This is a genomic window from Rhodanobacter sp. DHB23, from assembly GCF_014842975.1.
Classification (GTDB): domain Bacteria; phylum Pseudomonadota; class Gammaproteobacteria; order Xanthomonadales; family Rhodanobacteraceae; genus Rhodanobacter_A.
Window position 1 is genome coordinate 1 of record NZ_JACYXK010000018.1, and the last position, 16,171, is coordinate 16,171.

Below are 16,171 nucleotides of genomic sequence, written 5' to 3' on the forward strand. Positions count from 1 at the left end.
TCGGCGAGTGGTGGAATCCCTCGCCGACCTGAGGAAACGTGCGTCCGGGGGGCGCCATTACCGGGGGTTTTCGATCAACAAAATCGATCGATCGGCTTGGCGATAGGGGTTTCTCAACAGCCTGCTAGAGCCAATGAATCCATTGTCTAGGTTGCTTGAACTGACGCGTAGGGCCGGGACACTTTTCGCCGCTAAGCCGGAGTTAGGAGTAAGGGGACGAAGGCAATTAAGGTATGGCCCCTAACTTACTGCCTTCAATGCAGCTCCAAGGAAGCGCCCGACGATCTCCGGCAGCATCGGATCGACTGGGATCGTGTAGTGGGTGGTGTTCGGCAGGATGGCGAGCTGGTTTGCGGGCCGCAGGGAGCCATCGATGCCGGCGTCGCGCTGGCCGCCTCCCAACGCCTTCCAGAACTCGACCATGTGTTCGGGCCGGATGGCATCGGCGTCGGCATAGACCAGCAGCGTGCGTGCCTGGAGCCTGGCGACCTCGGCGCTCCAGTCGAAGGGGCGTTTGGTCATGTCGCCGACCTTCCGGAAGAGCTTGGTCCAATCGACATCGGGATAGGCCTGCCCCAACGGTGATGCCTTGACGCCAGGGCCTAGCGTGGCCGCGTTGGCCTCCAGCTGTTTGAAGGCCGCCACTCCCTCCGGATAAAAGCCGTCCTGCCTCATGGCTTCGGACACGATCACGAGCCGATCGACCACGTCCGGATGGCGGATGGCGGTCTGCAGCGCGACGCTGGCGCCCAGCGAGTAGCCCATGACGTCAGCCTTGCCGAGTTTCAGATGGTCGATCAGGGCGGCAATGTCGTCACCCATCGTTTCGCAGCGCAGTGGCCTGTTGGTGTCTGGCGTGCGCCCATGTGCCTGGAGGTGCGGGGCGATCACCTGCCGGCCCTTGGCCAGTTCGGCCAGGTTGCTGCCGAAGCTGTCCGGGTCGATGCCGCCGTGGAGGAGAATGAGCGGCTTGCCGGCGCCGTGCACGCTGTAAAAGAGATGCTGGCCATCGACATCGGCAAAATGCCCGTTCGACATGGCGGGAGTCTTCCTGGCTTGAACGGGAGGGGCCGCAGCCAGCACGGCGGTCGCCATGGCGGTCTTCAGGAAATCGCGTCTGAGCATGTCGTCCTCACCTCACGTGGCGCCGGACTGGCCGGCGCGGCGATGATCGTGTGTTCCATCGGCATCGCTTCCATGCGTCGGTGCCCGCGACGTGGTCACTACCTGCCGGCGAGCAACTCGTCCAGCTGCGCGAACTGTTCGGGCAGGCCTTCCGCCGAGCCGGCGAGGGCTTCGTCGAGGGCCTCCGTGGTCGGGTAGAGTTCGTGGAAGGTGACCAGCGTCTTGCCGGCGTCTTCCTCGAACGTCACCGTGGTCACGGCGCCCTGGTCGCTTTCCTCGTTCGTCCAGACGATGCGCTTGTTCGGCGCGACTTCCCGGTACGTGCCGAAGAACGTCATCGGCTGATCGAAGGCCGGATGGCTGAAAACGAGGCGATACGTGCCACCGGTGCGGACATCCATGTCGCACGAGACCAGCGACATGCCCGCCGACTTCGGAATCCACCAGAGCTTGAACAGTTCGGGGTTGCTCCATGCTTCGAACACGATGTGCGCCGGGGCGTCGAACGTTCGCGTCACGACGAGTTCGTGGTCGGACTTGCGCTCCACGACGGTGCGGTGGGTGGCGGCGGAACTAGCTTCTTTTGCTTCGGGCATTTGCCTTCTCCTTGCGGTTCAAGTTTTCGACAATCTCGTCCAGTGCATCGAAACGCGCACTCCACAGTTGGCGGTGCTGCTCGATCCAGGCGGTCTCTTCTTCCAGCCGGCGCTGCCCGAGCCTGCAGGTTCGTACGCGCCCGATCTTCTCCGTGGTCACGAGCCCCGCCTGCTCCAGGATGCTGACGTGCTTCTTCATGCCCGTGAGGGTCATCTGGAACTTTTGGGCAAGGTCGGTGACCGAGGCGTCCGCACGCCCGAGCTGCTCCAGCACGCCACGTCGGGTGACATCGGAGAGCGCGGCAAACGTGGCGTCGAGGCGGGCTTGATAGTGAACCATGTGGTTCACTGTATGTCGCGCACAAGGGATTTGCAAGTGGATGACCACGGGCCAAATCGCACGTGGCTGCTCCGCCGCTCAGAGTCCCGGACTGCGCATGCCGGGCGAGGGCAAAGTTCCGACGGCGGCTTTGCGGCAACCAGCCCAAGACGCCGGGTAATTCCTCAGGGTCGGGAGCAGCTTTTGGCTTTGGCGGGAAGAATCAGGCCAGCGCCGCTTCGATGGCATCCAGCGCAGCCTCGACATTGCGTCGCGGCGTGCCGATGTTCATGCGCATGAAGCCGCTGCCGCCGGGGCCGAAGTCGATGCCGGGATTCAGGCCGAGCTTGCAACGACGGATGAAGAAATCGCGCAGCGCCGTGTCGTCCATGCCCAGCGCGCGGCAGTCCAGCCACAGCAGGTAGCCGGCTTCGGCCGGCGCCAGGCGGATCGAGGGGATGCGCGTGCGCGTGTGGTCGGCGACGAAGTCGCGTGTGCCGCCCAGGTAGAGCTTGAGCGCGTCCAGCCATGCATCGCCTTCGCGCCAGGCGGCTTCCGCCGCGGCGACGTCGAAGGGATTGGCGTCGGCCAGGTGCGCGGCGACGACCGTCCTGCGCAATGCGACGCGCAGGTCGTCGCGGCTGGCCACCAGCATGGACAGCCCCAGCCCTTGCAGGTTGAACGTCTTGCCGGGTGAGAGCAGGGCAATGACGCGGTCGTCCGCCTGCGTCAGGCTGCCCAGCGGGCAATAGCCGGCGCCGGGCAATGCGAGGTCGCCGTGCACTTCGTCGGCAATCACGGTGAGGCCGTGGCGGCGCGCGATGCGCAGCACTTCGCCGAGTTCGTCCGGCATCCACGCGCGCCCGACCGGGTTGTGCGGGTTGCACAGCAGCAGGGCGCGCGCGCCATCGCGGGCCTGCTGTTCGAGTTGCGCGAGGTCCATCGTGTAGCGGTCGCCGGTTTCGCGCAGCGGGTTGTGCAGCAGGCGTCGGCCGCTGTCTTCCACGGCGCGGAACAGGCCGGGGTAGACCGGCGGCTGCACGATCACCGCATCGCCAGCGGCAGTGCATGCCTGCACGGCGGCGGACAGGGCGGCCAGCACGCCGGAAGCAGGCACAAGCCAGTCGCGTTCGACGTGCCAGCGATAGCGGCGCATGCACCAGCCGATCAGCGCCTGCTGCAGGCTTTCGGGGTACTGCGTGTAGCCGTAGATTGGGTGTAGCGCGCGTTCCCGCAATGTCTCGACCACGCACGGCGGTGCGGCGAAATCCATGTCGGCCACCCATAGCGGGTTGACCTCGTCGCTGCCGAATTTCTGCCGGCGGCCGTCGAACTTCAGCGCGTGGCTGCCAAGGCGGTCGATGGGCTGGTCGAAGTCGAAGCTCATGAGCAGCCCCGCGAACGATGTCGGACAACCACGAAGCGGGATTCGAGTGTGCGCGAGCTTTGGCTGGTGAGTCCCTCTCCCTTCGGGAGAGGGTGCCCGAAGGGCGGGAGAGGGTTCGGGCGGAGCGATAGGTTGGTGGCTTGCGCAAGACGCCTGCAACGCGCTTCGACCGGACCCTCTACCCCAGCCCCTCTTCCTCGCTCCTCAGAGCAGGGGCATCCTGCCCCTTCCCCGCGTCCGGAGGGAGAGGGGAGAAGTGCCGGGATGAAGCGATCCAACCGACTCACGCGCGCCGCCGCCACAGCGTCACCTCGGACAAGGTGTGCTGGAACTTGCGCCGCGTCTCGCGTATCACGAACGGCACTTCGCGCGGTTCGCCCAGCCGTTCGAAGTGCACGCCGAGGATGGCGTCGAGCCCATCCAGCGTGGTGAAGCTTTCGCCGTCCTTCTTGAAGCCGCCGACCCAGTCCGCGCGCGGCGTGTGTTCGGCCAGCCAGGTGTAGGGCGAGGCGATCATCAGGATGCCGCCCGGGTTCAGCCGTTCGTGGATGGCTTCGAGGAATTGCGCCGGGTTGTACAGACGGTCGATCAGGTTGGCGGCGAGCACGAAGTCGTAGCCGCCGAATTGCGGCTTGAGGTTGCAGGCGTCGCCCTGGAAGAACTCCACCCTGGCCGCGGTGTCCGCCAGGCCCAGCTCGGCGAGGTTGCGCGACTTGTATTCGACCAGCTCGCCTTCGTCCTGCAGCAGGTAGCGCAGGCTGTCGCCGCGCGCCAGCGCCACGCCCTGGCCGATGAAGCGCGCGGAGAAATCCACGCCGGTGACGTGGCCGAAGTGGCGCGCCAGCTCGAAGCTGGCGCGGCCCGAGGCGCAGCCGAGATCAAGCGCCTTGCGCTTCGGCGAGCCGTCGAGCGCGCCCAGCGCCAGCTCGACCAGTGCCTTGGAGAAATTCGGCACGCCGAAGTAGCTGTCGCCGTAGTGGAACTCGGCGTATTCGCTGAGCAGCTTGTCGGTTTCGTAGTGCGAGGCAGGGGCGGGTTTCATGTGCTTGGACACCACGTAGCGGAAGCCTGCGTGCTGGAAGAAATGGCGGCGGAAGGCGTAGCGCGAAGCGGCCTCGGCCTCGTTGCCGGTGGCGATCCACGAGCCGCCCTTCATCAGGTTGTGGCGGCCATCGAAGGTGGGCGTGGTGAAGTCGTCGTAGATCGGATGCACCGCGAAACCTTCGAACGGATAGATCGGCGTTTCCGTCCACTGCCACGCGTTGCCGGCCACGTCGAAGAACTCACCCTGCGCGAAGCGGTCCACCGCGCAGGACGAGGCCCAGTGCGCGAGGTTGAGGTTCGCGCCCGGCGTTTCGCCGTGCGGCGCGCCGCGACGGCTTTCGGCGTACAGGCGATACCACTCGTCCTCGGTGGGCAGGCGCACCGGCTGGCTGCTGTGCGCGGATTTCCAGCGGCAGAACGCCCTGGCCTCGTGGTAGTTCGTCTCCACCGGCCAGTCCCACGGCATGGCCACTTCCTCGGTCATCAGGCGCAGCTTCCAGCCGTCCGCCGAGCGGCGCCAGAACGTGGGATGGCTGGCCTTGGCGAATTCGCGCCAGCCGTTGCCTTCCTCGTCCCACCAGCCGGCCTGGGCGTAGCCGCCGTCCTCCACGAAGGCGCGGAATTCACCGTTGCTCACGAGGAAGCGGCTGGCCTCGAAGGCGGCCACCTCGGCCTCGTGTTTGCCGTATTCGTTGTCCCAGCCGTAGGCCGCGCTGTCGATGGAGCGGCCCAGCGCGACGCTGCCTGCCGGCACCTTCACCAGCGTGTTCTCCGGCGCTGCGCCGCTCTCCGTGCATGGCCGCCAGGCGGGATGCGGCTTCACATAGGCGAGCTTGTGTTGGCGGATCAGCACCGACGAGGTTTCCAGGTGGATGCGCTCGTGTTCGATGCCCATCACGATGGCCCACCACGGGTTGTTCCAGCCGATCGGCAAGGTCAGCGGCGCTTCGTCGATCAGGCGCAGCACCAGCGCGCGCACCTTGTCGCGATACGCCTTCGCCTCGGCCACGCCGGGCCAGTCGTAATGGGTGTCGTCGAGGTCGTCCCAGCTCATCTCGTCCACGCCCACCGCGAACACGGATTCGAGGTGCGGATCGATGCGCTGCTCGATCATCCGTGCCAGCAGCAGCTTGTTGACGAAGAACGTCGCGGTGTGGCCGTAGTAGAAGATCAGCGGATGGCGCAGCGTGATCGGCGGCTCGTACCAGGCCGCGTCGGCGGCGAGCGTCTCGAACAGCGACTCGTAGCGGTCGAAGGTGCTGGTGAAGTAGTCGCGCAGCGTCTGGCGCATGCGCGCGGGATCGGCTTCGTGCAGGTTCGGCGTGCGCGGCAGCGGCGTGGTGGCGGCGGTGCGCTGGCTGGGTTCGGCAAGCGTGAAAGCGTTCAAGGCGATGACCTCTCGATCCCGGGGAATGGATGGGTGTCAGGCGCAGCGGGTTCCGTATTCTGGCACGTCGCCCGTCGTGAGCCTCACCGGGATTGCGCAACCCCTTGGGGTGACAACGTTCCATGATGCAATACATCCGGAGGCTCAGCCCGGATGGTCAACGGGTCGAAGCGCAAGCCAGTGTCGTTGCAACCATCCAGATCGGGCGATCCGGGCTGGGGAGCCAGTCCACGTCAATTTTTCCCGGACCGGCTCTCACTCTTGTCAGGACTGGCGATCCGCCTGATCGCCCGGTCGAAATCGCTCTCGAACAGGCGGTCCTGCACGATGCGGTATTTCTCGAACTAGCTTGCTGCGTGCGCCTTGGTCATTTCGGCGCTGATCCTGCCGGAGTCCTGCAGGATGTCGCGTTCGGTGAATTCGAGGAAGGCATCCAGTCGCCTGGCCCAGTCTTCCATCGTCATGGGAATCTTGTGCTGGGCGCGTTCCTCGGCCAGGTCGAGGTAGGCGTTGACGATGCGGCCAAGCGCCTCCAGTTCCTTGCGGCTCAGGTATTTCTTGGCGATGCCCACATCGGTCTTGAGGATCCTGCCCTCCGGGGCCTGCTCCCAACTGGTCAGCCCCATGTGCGGCTTGTCCGCATCCGCCCGTTGCACGATCAGTTCGGCGGCGGTGGAGCCGTGGATGGCGAAGTGCAGCTTGTTCTGCACCTTGGCGAAGAACGCCTGGGTGGTGGGCGCGTCGCGGTTGTAGTCCAGCGCCGTGGCGTAGATGTCGGTGATCTTCTGGTAGAACTTGCGTTCCGACAGGCGGATCTCGCGGATTTCCGCGAGCAGGCGCTCGAAGTAGTCTTCGCCCAGGAATCCGCCGTTTTCCAGCCGCTTCCTGTCCAGCACGAAGCCCTTGATGGCGAACTCGCGCAGCACGCCGGTGGCCCACTGACGAAACTGCGTGGCCCGCACCGAATTGACCCGGTAGCCCACCGAGATGATGGCGTCGAGGTTGTAGTGCAGGGTGGCGTAGGTCTTGCCGTCGGCAGCAGTTATCCGGAATTTCCGGATAACTGAGTCCTCCACCAATTCACCACTGGCGAAGATGTTCTTCAGGTGCTCGCTGACCGTACGCACGTCCACGGCAAACAGCTCGGCCATCAGCTTCTGCGAAAGCCAGATGGTTTCATCCTCGTAGCGCGCCTCGATGCTTTGCTCGCCCGCCTGACCGGTGAAGATCAGGAACTCGGCGGTGCTGTTGCGGATGAGTCTGGTGGGCTTGGATTTCACCGTTGCGCCTCCGGCAACATCTGTTCGAGCCGATCGATGGGGAGTTTGCTGCCCGGAATGGTCATGTCCGAGGACTCATCCAGCCAGCCTGGAAAGTTGTGGTTCGTTGCGCATGAACACGCACCATTGCGCCACCGCCGAAAGTTGCTCGGTGCCCCGCGCATGGCGGGGCTTTGATCTTGAGCCCTTCGCCCACTTGCGGGAGAGGGGGTGGGGAGAGGGTGTGTGCATCCTGCGAAAAGCTGCCCTCTCCCCCGGCCCCTCTCCCGCAAGCGGGAGAGGGGAGCAGGGCGATCACGCTTCGACGTCTTCCTTGTATGCATCCACCGGGATGCAGGCGCACATGATGTTCTTGTCGCCGTAGACGTTGTCCACGCGGGCCACCGGCGACCAGTACTTCTGCAACCTCAGCGAAGGCAGCGGGAAGGCGGCCAGTTCGCGCGGGTAGGCGTGCGTCCACTCGCTGGCGCTCACCGCGAACGCGGTGTGCGGGGCGTTGCGCAGCGGGTTGTCGTCACGGTCGAGGCGGCCGTCTTCCACCGCGCGGATCTCGTCGCGGATCTGGATCATGGCGTCGATGAAGCGGTCCAGTTCGTGCTGCGACTCGCTCTCGGTGGGCTCCACCATCAGCGTGCCGGCCACCGGGAAGGACAGCGTGGGCGCGTGGAAGCCGAAGTCGATCAGGCGCTTCGCCACGTCCTCCGCGCTGATGCCGGTGGCGTCCTTGATCGGGCGCAGGTCGAGGATGCACTCGTGCGCCACCAGCCCGTTGCGGCCGGTGTACAGCGTGGGGTAGTGCGCGGCGAGGCGCTTGGCGATGTAGTTGGCGTTGAGCAGTGCCACCTGGGTGGCCTTGCGCAAGCCTGCCGTGCCCATCAGCGTGATGTACATCCACGAGATCGGCAGGATCGACGCGCTGCCGTAGCTCGCGGCAGAAACCATCCCCACGGAGCGGCTGTTGTGAGGAGTGCGGCCATGGATGGCCGCTTCTTGACCTTCGCCGACATGGATGTCGGCATAGGTACAGGGCAGGAACGGCGCGAGGTGCGAACGCACCGCGCACGGGCCCACGCCCGGGCCGCCGCCGCCGTGCGGGATGCAGAAGGTCTTGTGCAGGTTGAGGTGGCTGACGTCCGAGCCCCACTTGCCGGGCTTGGCCACGCCGACCAGCGCGTTCATGTTGGCACCGTCGGTGTACACCTGTCCGCCGTGCTGGTGGACGATGTCGCAGATCGCCACCACGTCCTCCTCGAACACGCCGTGGGTGGACGGGTAGGTGAGCATGATCGCGGCGAGGTTGGCCGAATGCTTCTCGGCCTGCGCGCGGATGTCCGCCAGGTCCACGTTGCCGTTGGCGTCGCACTTGGTGACCACCACCTTCATGCCGCACATCTGCGCGGAAGCGGGATTGGTGCCGTGGGCGGACTCGGGGATCAGGCAGATGTCGCGGTGGCCTTCGCCGCGCGACTGGTGATAGGCGCGGATCGCCAGCAGGCCGGCGTATTCGCCTTGCGCGCCGGAGTTCGGCTGCAGGCTCACCGCGTCGTAGCCGGTGATTTCGACCAGCTGCGCTTCCAGCCCGGCGATCAGTTCCTGGTAGCCCTGCGTCTGCGCGGCGGGCGCGAACGGATGGATGTTGCCGAACTCCGGCCACGTCACCGGTATCATCTCGGCGGTGGCGTTGAGCTTCATGGTGCACGAGCCCAGCGGGATCATCGTGCGGTCCATCGCCAGGTCCTTGTCGGCCAGCGCGCGCAGGTAGCGCAGCAGTTCGTGCTCGCTGTGGTGGGTGTTGAACACCGGATGCGTGAGGAAGGCCGAGGTGCGCCGCAGCGCCGGCGGGATCAGCGACGGCGCGCTGGTATCCAGTTCGTCGATGCTGGGCAGCTTGGCGTCGTCGCCGCCGAAGATGCGCCACAGCAGTTCGATGTCGGCGCGCGTGGTGGTCTCGTCCAGCGAGATGCACAGGTACTCGCCCCAGGCCTTGCGCAGGTTGGCGCCCATCGTCAGTGCGCGCGCCGCGATGGCGTCGGTGCGCTCGCCGGTCTTCAGGCTGATCGTGTCGAACGCGGTGTCGTGGTGGGCGGCGGTGAAGCCCAGCTGCTGCAGGCCGGCCCTGAGGATGGCGGCGAGGCGCGCCACGCGCGTGGCGATGCGGGTGAGGCCTTCCGGGCCATGGTAGACGGCGTACATCGAGGCCATCACGGCCAGCAGCACCTGCGCGGTGCAGATGTTGCTGGTGGCCTTCTCACGGCGGATGTGCTGCTCGCGCGTCTGCAGGGTGAGGCGGTAGGCCTTGTTGCCTTCGGCGTCGATGGACACGCCGATCAGGCGGCCCGGCATCGAACGCTTGTAGGCGTCGCGGCAGGCCATGAAGGCGGCGTGCGGGCCGCCGAAGCCGAACGGCACGCCGAAGCGCTGCGAGTTGCCGATCACGATGTCCGCGCCCATCTCGCCCGGCGTCTTCAGCAGGGTCAGCGCCAGCAGGTCGGTGGCGAAGATCGCCAGCGCGCCCTTGGCGTGGATCTTCGCGACGTCGCCGCTCCAGTCCATCAGCCAGCCGCTGCTGGCCGGGTACTGGATCAGCGCGGCGAAGTAGTCGTCCGCGGCGATCGCGGCGTCCCATTCCTCGGCGGAGTTGGCCTGCTTGATCGTTAGCCCCAGCGGCTCGGCGCGCGTGTGCATCACCTCGAGCGTCTGCGGGTGCGCATCGCCGGACACCACGATCACGTTGCCCTTGGCCTTGGCCGAGCGCTTGGCCAGCGTCATCGCCTCGGCCGCCGCGGTGGCTTCGTCCAGCAGCGAGGCGTTGGCGATCTCCATGCCGGTGAGGTCGGCGCACATGGTCTGGAAGTTGATCAGCGCCTCCATGCGGCCCTGCGAGATCTCCGCCTGGTACGGCGTGTAGGCCGTGTACCAGGCCGGGTTCTCGAGGATGTTGCGCAGGATGACGTTGGGCGTGTGCGTGCCGTAGTAGCCCTGGCCGATGAAGCTGCGGAACACCTGGTTCTTGTCGGCGATGGCGCGGATCTTCGCCAGCGCCTCCACTTCGCTCATCGCGGTCGGCAGTGCCAGCGGCGCGGCGGACTTGATCTTCGCGGGCACGATGGCGTCGGTCATGGCCTCCAGCGAATCATGGCCGACGATGCGCAGCATGTGCGCGATCTCGGCATCGTTGGGGCCGATATGGCGCGCGATGAAGGCGTCGTGGTTTTCCAGCTCGCGCAGGGAGGGGGAGTTCTGGCTCATGAGGGGCGTCCGAAGTCTGCGTGCATGCCGCACGCGGGCGCCCCTCTGTCCTTTTGCCTGAGAGTTTGGAGGCGTGAGCCTCGTGCCCCTTCGGCGGCGGATCGAACCGCTCTCTCCAGAGTGCTGTTGCGCAGGATGGTATGGGGCCTGAGCGATTACGGGCGTTGCGCCTTCGGCAGCGGTGCGTTCCGGGGAACGGCCGCTTCTCCCACCTTGCGTTTTCAGCCGCCGATTATACAGGGGCGGGGTCGGCTGGGCGCTATGCTCCGCTCTCCGCCCGGCCCAGGTGTTTCCATGATCCGCATCGGCGAAATCGACCACGTCGTGCTGCGCGCCATCGACCTCGAGGCGATGCGGCGTTTCTATTGCGATGTGCTGGGTTGCCGCGAGGAACGCCGCCAGGACGGGATCGGGCTGGTGCAGCTGCGCGCAGGTACTTCGCTGATCGACCTGGTGGGCATGGACGGCAGGCTCGGCCGCGCGGGCGGCGCGGCGCCGGGCAGCGAGGGCCACAACATGGATCACCTCTGCCTGCGCGTGGAGGACTACGACGAGGCGGCGATCCTCGCCCACCTCGGGGCGCATGGCGTGCGCATCGGCGAGCTGGGTTCGCGCTACGGTGCGCACGGCGAAGGGCCGTCGATCTACTGCTACGACCCGCAGGGCAACATGGTCGAGCTGAAAGGGCCGGCGTCGGGCATCTAGCCGGCCGTGGTGCCCAGTGCCGCGGCCAAGGTGCCGCAGTCGGTGAAGTGCCAGTCGGCCAGGTCGGGCCACGGGTTCCGCGGCAGGCTCACCAGCACGGCCTGCGCGCCGGCGGCGCGGGCGCAGGCCAGGTCGTAGGCGTAGTCGCCGACCATGGCCAGGCGGGCCGGCTCGACCGCCCAATGCCCGGCCAGGCGGTGCAGGCCGGCGGGATCGGGTTTCGGCGGCGCGTCTTCGCGACCGAGCACGTCGGCCGGGTCGAAGCAGTCGGCCAGGCCGATCGCCTCCAGCGAAAGCAGGGCCAGCTCGCGCAGGTTGCGGGTGAGGATGCCAAGCCGGCAGCCGCGCGCGGCGAGCAAGCGCACCAGGTTCACTGCGCCGTCGGCGGGGCGCGAAGCCTGCGCAAGCGCGTGCTCGTGCCCGAGCAGCCAGGCGCGCTTGGCATCGGCCTCGTGCGCGGGCAGGGCGGCGATGTGGGCGAGGATGTCCTCGTCGGCGCGGATGCCCAGGGCCCGGCGGATCGCGGCGAAGTCGTGCACGGCGACGGTCAGCGTGCCATCGAGGTCGAACACCCAGTGGCGCCGGGCGGCGAGGACATGCGGCGAAGGCGTCATCGGCGGCTCACCCGTTGCGGCGCGTGCGTATCGCAGAAACGACGAAGCCCGCATCGCTGCGGGCTTCGTCTACAATTGGTGCCCAGGAGAGGACTCGAACCTCCACGGTTTTACCCGCTAGTACCTGAAACTAGTGCGTCTACCAATTCCGCCACCTGGGCAGGTGTCGCGCATGCCTTTCGGGCTGCGTGAGCCGCGTAGATTAGGGATCAGTCCGCGTCCTGTCAACACTTTGTTGACGCGTTCCATCTTTCGGCTGCGCCGTCTCCAAGGCGCAGCCATCCATACAAGGTAATTTCGTGACCAAGAAGAACAACAAGAACATGCAAGACCAGCGCGCGAGCGCGAAACCAGCAGCCGGCAAGCGCAAGGGCGCCATGCGCGATCCGCAGGCCGAACGCGAGGCGCAGCGCTACGAGCGCCCCATCCCCAGCCGCGAGGCCATCCTCGCCCTGTTGGAAGACCGCGGTGAACTGCTCACCGAAGCGCGCATCGCCGAAGCGCTGGCGCTGCACGAATCCGACGACCTGTTTGCGCTGCACAAGCGCCTCGGCGCGATGGTGCGCGACGGCCAGTTGTTGCTGGGCCGCCGCGGCGGCTACGCGCCGGCGAAGAAACTCGACCTGATCCCCGGCGTGGTGCTGGCGAATGCCGAAGGTTACGGTTTCCTGCGCCCCGACGAAGGCGGCGAGGACCTCTATCTTTCCCCGCAGCAGATGCGCAGCGTGCTGCACGGCGATCGCGTGCTGGCCAGTGTGGTGGGCGTGGACCGGCGCGGCCGTCGCCAGGGCGCGATCGCCGAGGTGCTGCAACGCCGTTCGCCGCGGCTGGTGGGCCGTGTGGTAGTCGAGAACGGCGTGACCCTGGTGGCGCCGGACGACCGCCGCCTGCATCAGGACGTGATGATCCCGCCCGGCGAGACGCAGGGCGCGCGCGCCGGGCAGATCGTGGTGGCCGAGATCACCGATCCGCCCACGCCGCACCGCGGCCCGCTGGGTGCGATCCGCGCCGTGCTGGGCGAACGCCTGCAGCCCTCGTTGCTGATCGAGATGGCGATCGCCAGCCACGACCTGCCGCACGACTGGCCGCCCGAAGTGCTGCGCGATGCGGCCGAGGTGGAACCCGAGGTCACCGCCGCCGAGCGCGAAGGCCGCGTCGACCTGCGCAAGCTGCCGCTGGTGACCATCGACGGCGCCGACGCGCGCGATTTCGACGACGCCGTGTACGCCGAGCCGAAGCGCGGCGGCGGCTGGCGGCTGGTGGTGGCGATCGCCGACGTGTCGCACTACGTGCCGGTGGGCAGCGCGCTGGACAAGGAGGCCTACGAGCGCAGCACGTCCACCTATTTCCCCGGCTTCGTGGTGCCGATGTTGCCGGAGACGCTGTCCAACGGCATCTGCTCGCTCAACCCGAAGGTGGAACGGCTGTGCATGGTCTGCGACATGGTGGTCGACGCCGACGGCGCGGTGGTGAAGTCGAAGTTCTACCCGGCGGTGATGCGCTCGCACGCGCGGCTCACCTACGACCAGGTGTGGCAGGCAGTGGGCTTGCGCGAAGCCGGCGCCCTCGACGCAGTGCGTGATGTGTTGCCACAGCTGGAGCACCTGCATGCGCTGTACAAGGCGATGGCCGCGCAACGCAAGCAGCGCGGCGCGATCGACTTCGAGACGCCAGAGGTGAAGTTCCGCCTCGACCAGCGTGGCGAGGTGGAGTCGGCAGGCGCCACGCAGCGCAACGACGCGCACAAGCTGATCGAGGAATGCATGATTGCCGCCAACGTGCAGGCGGCGCTGTTCCTGGAAAAGAAGAAGATCCCCGCACTATTCCGTGCGCACGAGCCGCCGCCGGCGGAGAAGTACGAGGACCTGCAGCAGTTCCTGCGCGAGTTCAAGCTGCGCATGCCGCCGGTGGAGGAGGTGACGCCTGCCGATTTCGCCGACGTGCTGCGGCTGGTGCAGGAGCGGCCCGAACGCGAGCTGATCCAGAGCGTGCTGCTGCGCGCGCAGAGCATGGCCGCGTACCAGCCGGACAACCGCGGCCACTTCGGCCTGGCACTGTCGGCCTACGCGCACTTCACCTCGCCGATCCGCCGCTATCCGGACCTGCTGGTGCATCGCGCGATCCGCTACGCGCTCACCGGCGGCAAGCCGGCCGGCTACGAGTACACGCCGGCGCAGATGGCCACGATGGCGGTGCACTGCTCCCAGCGCGAGCGCCGTGCCGAGGAGGCCGAGCGCGACGTCGACGAGCGCTACAAGTGCGCGTGGATGGCCAAGCATGTGGGCGAGGAATTCGCGGGCGTGGTCACCGGCGTCACCTCGTTCGGCCTGTTCGTGGAGCTGGACGAGTCCAAGGTATCCGGCCTGGTGCACATCAGCCAGCTCAGCAACGACTACTACCATTTCGACCCGCAGCGCCACCTGCTGAAGGGCGAACGTACCGGCGCGCAGTTCCGCCTCGGCGACCACGTGCGCGTGCAGGTGCTGCGCGCCAGCCTGGAGGATCGCAAGATCGACTTCCGCCTGGCCGCTCCGCGCGCTTCCGTCACACCGCCCACGCGCGTGACGCGGGCCTATGACTACGCCGCGACGGGCGAGCGCTATTCGCTGCCGGGCAACAAGGCGCCGGGCATGGTTGGCAAGGCGGCGCAGGCGATCGGTCGCATGTTCGGCCGGCGCGCGCAACCGGCATCCCCCGACGCGCCGCCATCGCGCGATAATCCGCCGCCCGCCGCCACGCGTTCGCGCAAGCCGGCAGGGCAGGCCGCCGTGGCGAAGGCCGCCGGCAAGTCGCCCAAGGGCGCGCAGAAAGCGCCGCGCGCCGCCGGGAAACCGGCCGCGCGACCACCGAAACCGAAAGGCAGGAAATGAACGAACACTGGATCGTCGGCATCAACCCGGTCGATGGCGCACTGAACAACGATGCGGCGCGCGTATGCGAACTGCTGGTCGAAAGCGGCCAGCGCAACCCGCGCGTGCATGAACTGGCCGAGCGCGCGAAAGCACTGAAGATCCCGGTGCACCATCGCCCGCGCGAGCAGCTCGACAAGCTCGCCGGCGAAGCGCGCCACCAGGGCGTGGCCGCGTTGTACGAAGCGCCTGCGATGGCGACAGAAGGCGACCTGCCGGAGTTGCTGGAGCAGGCGGGCAGCGCGGCGCTGGTACTGGTGCTGGATGGCGTCACCGACCCGCACAACCTCGGCGCCTGCCTGCGCAGCGCGGCGGCGGCCAATGCCACCGCGGTGATCGTGCCCAAGGATCGCGCCGTCGGCCTCACCCCGGTGGTGCGTCGCGCCTCGGCGGGCGGTGCGGACCGCGTGCCGCTGATCGCGGTGACCAACCTCGCGCGCACGCTGCGCGTACTGAAGGACGCCGGCGTGTGGATCACCGGCCTGGCCGGCGACACCGACCAGTCGATCTACGGCATCGACCTCAAGGGGCCGGTGGCGCTGGTGATGGGCAGCGAGGGCGAGGGCCTGCGCCGGCTCACCCGCGAGACCTGCGATTTCACGGCGAAGATCCCGATGCCGGGCGCGATGGAAAGCCTCAACGTTTCCGTGGCCACCGGCGTCGTGCTGTTCGAGGCCCTGCGGCAGCGGAGCGCACCGCGATGACCTTCCACTGGTACGACTGGGCCGGCTACGCCGGCGTGCTGCTGGTGCTGCTGGCGTACTTCCTGCTGCAGGCCCGCAAGCTGCACGGCAACAGGCTGGCCTACCAGCTGATGAACATCCTCGGCGCGTTCGGCGTGCTGTTGTCGCTGACGTTCGGCAGCTTCAACTGGTCGGCGTTCCTGCTCGAGGTGGCGTGGATCGCCATCGGCGTCTACGGCATCGCGCGCGGGGTGCAGTTGCGGCGAACAGGACAGGGAAACGATTGATGAAATCGTGGCGCTCCGCGATTGCGGTTCTGATCGCATCCGCCTTCGCGATACTTGTTCCGACGGTGCTGGTGGTTGGCTGGGATTTTCTGTCGGAGCCGCCTTCGGGTGATCCATATGCCTGGTTGCGCTTGCGCAACTTCACGATCCTGGTGGTGTATTTCACCTCCGCTCACGTCGTGCTACTGGGCGTTCCTTCCTTTCTTGTCATACGAACGTCCCGCCGCGTCATTACATGGATCAAATCAGCCGTGGCTGGATTCCTGATTGGCGCGATTCCCATCGGGCTATTCACCTTGCCGCTCCTGCGTTCTGCAAGGGAGCCATCAGGCCATCTGAAGGATGGAAGGATGGTGTACGAAACCACGGCCGACCTATGGCTGCATTGGATAGGCGCGACGGGGTTTATGGGTGCGTTTGGCGCACTCGGTGGCTTGTCATTCTGGTTGGCATGGCGTGGTTTCGCACGCTTGCCCAGCAGTTCGACTTTTCCGGATTCCCCGGACGAAACACCGTAAGGAGCGCACCCTGTGCGCGAATGCCTTTGGCTTCGATCAAGCACCAAGGCAGTCGCGCACAGGGTGCG

13 protein-coding genes, 1 tRNA gene and 1 riboswitch are annotated in these 16,171 nt (G+C 66.9%); of the genes, 5 read left to right on the forward strand and 9 right to left on the reverse strand.

Annotated elements, in window-relative coordinates; genetic code table 11:
* Positions 1–240 precede the first annotated feature (240 nt).
* The 7 genes from IHE47_RS01990 to gcvP form a co-directional block, all read right to left on the reverse strand.
* Positions 241–1,125: an alpha/beta hydrolase gene (locus IHE47_RS01990; RefSeq protein WP_225561560.1), complete on the reverse strand. Its 885-nt coding sequence runs from the start codon at positions 1,123–1,125 to the stop codon at positions 241–243.
* Between the two features lie 98 nt (positions 1,126–1,223).
* Positions 1,224–1,721, reverse strand: coding sequence for an SRPBCC family protein (locus IHE47_RS01995; RefSeq protein WP_192103707.1), 498 nt, complete (start codon positions 1,719–1,721; stop codon positions 1,224–1,226).
* Entirely contained in the window at positions 1,699–2,061 is a 363-nt protein-coding gene (locus IHE47_RS02000) for a metalloregulator ArsR/SmtB family transcription factor (protein WP_192103709.1), read from the reverse strand. The genes IHE47_RS01995 and IHE47_RS02000 overlap by 23 nt, the downstream gene beginning before the upstream one ends.
* Before the next feature lie 202 nt (positions 2,062–2,263).
* Positions 2,264–3,427, reverse strand: coding sequence for a PatB family C-S lyase (locus tag IHE47_RS02005; RefSeq protein WP_192103711.1), 1,164 nt, complete (start codon positions 3,425–3,427; stop codon positions 2,264–2,266).
* A 283-nt stretch (positions 3,428–3,710) separates the two neighbouring features.
* The gene (gene ovoA / locus IHE47_RS02010; RefSeq protein ID WP_225561561.1) at positions 3,711–5,858 is read right to left on the reverse strand and encodes a 5-histidylcysteine sulfoxide synthase; all 2,148 of its coding nucleotides are present in this window, start codon (positions 5,856–5,858) and stop codon (positions 3,711–3,713) included.
* Between the two features lie 344 nt (positions 5,859–6,202).
* A complete protein-coding gene (locus IHE47_RS02015) occupies positions 6,203–7,138 on the reverse strand; it encodes a virulence RhuM family protein (RefSeq protein WP_343227422.1) in 936 nt (311 codons plus the stop codon).
* A gap of 294 nt (positions 7,139–7,432) precedes the next feature.
* A complete protein-coding gene (gcvP, locus tag IHE47_RS02020) occupies positions 7,433–10,387 on the reverse strand; it encodes an aminomethyl-transferring glycine dehydrogenase (RefSeq protein WP_192103713.1) in 2,955 nt (984 codons plus the stop codon).
* 35 nt (positions 10,388–10,422) lie between these two features.
* Positions 10,423–10,516, reverse strand: a riboswitch (glycine riboswitch).
* A gap of 165 nt (positions 10,517–10,681) precedes the next feature.
* On the opposite strand from gcvP, the gene IHE47_RS02025 reads away from it, so the two are divergent.
* Positions 10,682–11,092: a VOC family protein gene (locus IHE47_RS02025; RefSeq protein ID WP_192103715.1), complete on the forward strand. Its 411-nt coding sequence runs from the start codon at positions 10,682–10,684 to the stop codon at positions 11,090–11,092.
* Here the strand turns inward: IHE47_RS02025 and IHE47_RS02030 are convergent.
* A complete protein-coding gene (locus IHE47_RS02030) occupies positions 11,089–11,706 on the reverse strand; it encodes an HAD-IA family hydrolase (protein WP_225561562.1) in 618 nt (205 codons plus the stop codon). The two genes, IHE47_RS02025 and IHE47_RS02030, sit on opposite strands and share 4 nt — an antisense overlap.
* A gap of 76 nt (positions 11,707–11,782) precedes the next feature.
* Positions 11,783–11,867: transfer RNA gene (locus IHE47_RS02035), tRNA-Leu, on the reverse strand.
* Positions 11,868–12,083: 216 nt separating this feature from the next.
* On the opposite strand from IHE47_RS02035, the gene rnr reads away from it, so the two are divergent.
* From rnr to IHE47_RS02055, 4 genes are read left to right on the forward strand one after another with little or no spacing between them, the layout of a single operon-like run.
* A complete protein-coding gene (gene rnr, locus IHE47_RS02040) occupies positions 12,084–14,576 on the forward strand; it encodes a ribonuclease R (RefSeq protein ID WP_192103890.1) in 2,493 nt (830 codons plus the stop codon).
* Complete coding sequence (rlmB, locus tag IHE47_RS02045) at positions 14,573–15,319, forward strand: 23S rRNA (guanosine(2251)-2'-O)-methyltransferase RlmB (RefSeq protein WP_192103718.1); 747 nt, start codon at positions 14,573–14,575, stop codon at positions 15,317–15,319. Before rnr ends, rlmB begins: the two co-directional genes overlap by 4 nt.
* A complete protein-coding gene (locus tag IHE47_RS02050) occupies positions 15,316–15,585 on the forward strand; it encodes a hypothetical protein (RefSeq protein ID WP_192103720.1) in 270 nt (89 codons plus the stop codon). Before rlmB ends, IHE47_RS02050 begins: the two co-directional genes overlap by 4 nt.
* The gene (locus IHE47_RS02055) at positions 15,585–16,103 is read left to right on the forward strand and encodes a hypothetical protein (RefSeq protein ID WP_192103722.1); all 519 of its coding nucleotides are present in this window, start codon (positions 15,585–15,587) and stop codon (positions 16,101–16,103) included. Before IHE47_RS02050 ends, IHE47_RS02055 begins: the two co-directional genes overlap by 1 nt.
* Positions 16,104–16,171 lie beyond the last annotated feature (68 nt).

Bases quoted from the DNA above. Each gene is read 5' to 3' on its own strand.
- rnr (WP_192103890.1), top strand. From the start codon at position 12,084: ATGCGCGATCCGCAGGCCGAACGCGAGGCGCAGCGCTACGAGCGCCCC.
- IHE47_RS02050 (WP_192103720.1), top strand. From the start codon at position 15,316: ATGACCTTCCACTGGTACGACTGGGCCGGCTACGCCGGCGTGCTGCTG.
- IHE47_RS01995 (WP_192103707.1), bottom strand. From the start codon at position 1,721: ATGCCCGAAGCAAAAGAAGCTAGTTCCGCCGCCACCCACCGCACCGTC.
- IHE47_RS02000 (WP_192103709.1), bottom strand. From the start codon at position 2,061: ATGGTTCACTATCAAGCCCGCCTCGACGCCACGTTTGCCGCGCTCTCC.
- IHE47_RS01990 (WP_225561560.1), bottom strand. From the start codon at position 1,125: ATGCTCAGACGCGATTTCCTGAAGACCGCCATGGCGACCGCCGTGCTG.
- IHE47_RS02005 (WP_192103711.1), bottom strand. From the start codon at position 3,427: ATGAGCTTCGACTTCGACCAGCCCATCGACCGCCTTGGCAGCCACGCG.
- rlmB (WP_192103718.1), top strand. From the start codon at position 14,573: ATGAACGAACACTGGATCGTCGGCATCAACCCGGTCGATGGCGCACTG.
- IHE47_RS02030 (WP_225561562.1), bottom strand. From the start codon at position 11,706: ATGACGCCTTCGCCGCATGTCCTCGCCGCCCGGCGCCACTGGGTGTTC.
- IHE47_RS02025 (WP_192103715.1), top strand. From the start codon at position 10,682: ATGATCCGCATCGGCGAAATCGACCACGTCGTGCTGCGCGCCATCGAC.
- IHE47_RS02055 (WP_192103722.1), top strand. From the start codon at position 15,585: ATGAAATCGTGGCGCTCCGCGATTGCGGTTCTGATCGCATCCGCCTTC.
- gcvP (WP_192103713.1), bottom strand. From the start codon at position 10,387: ATGAGCCAGAACTCCCCCTCCCTGCGCGAGCTGGAAAACCACGACGCC.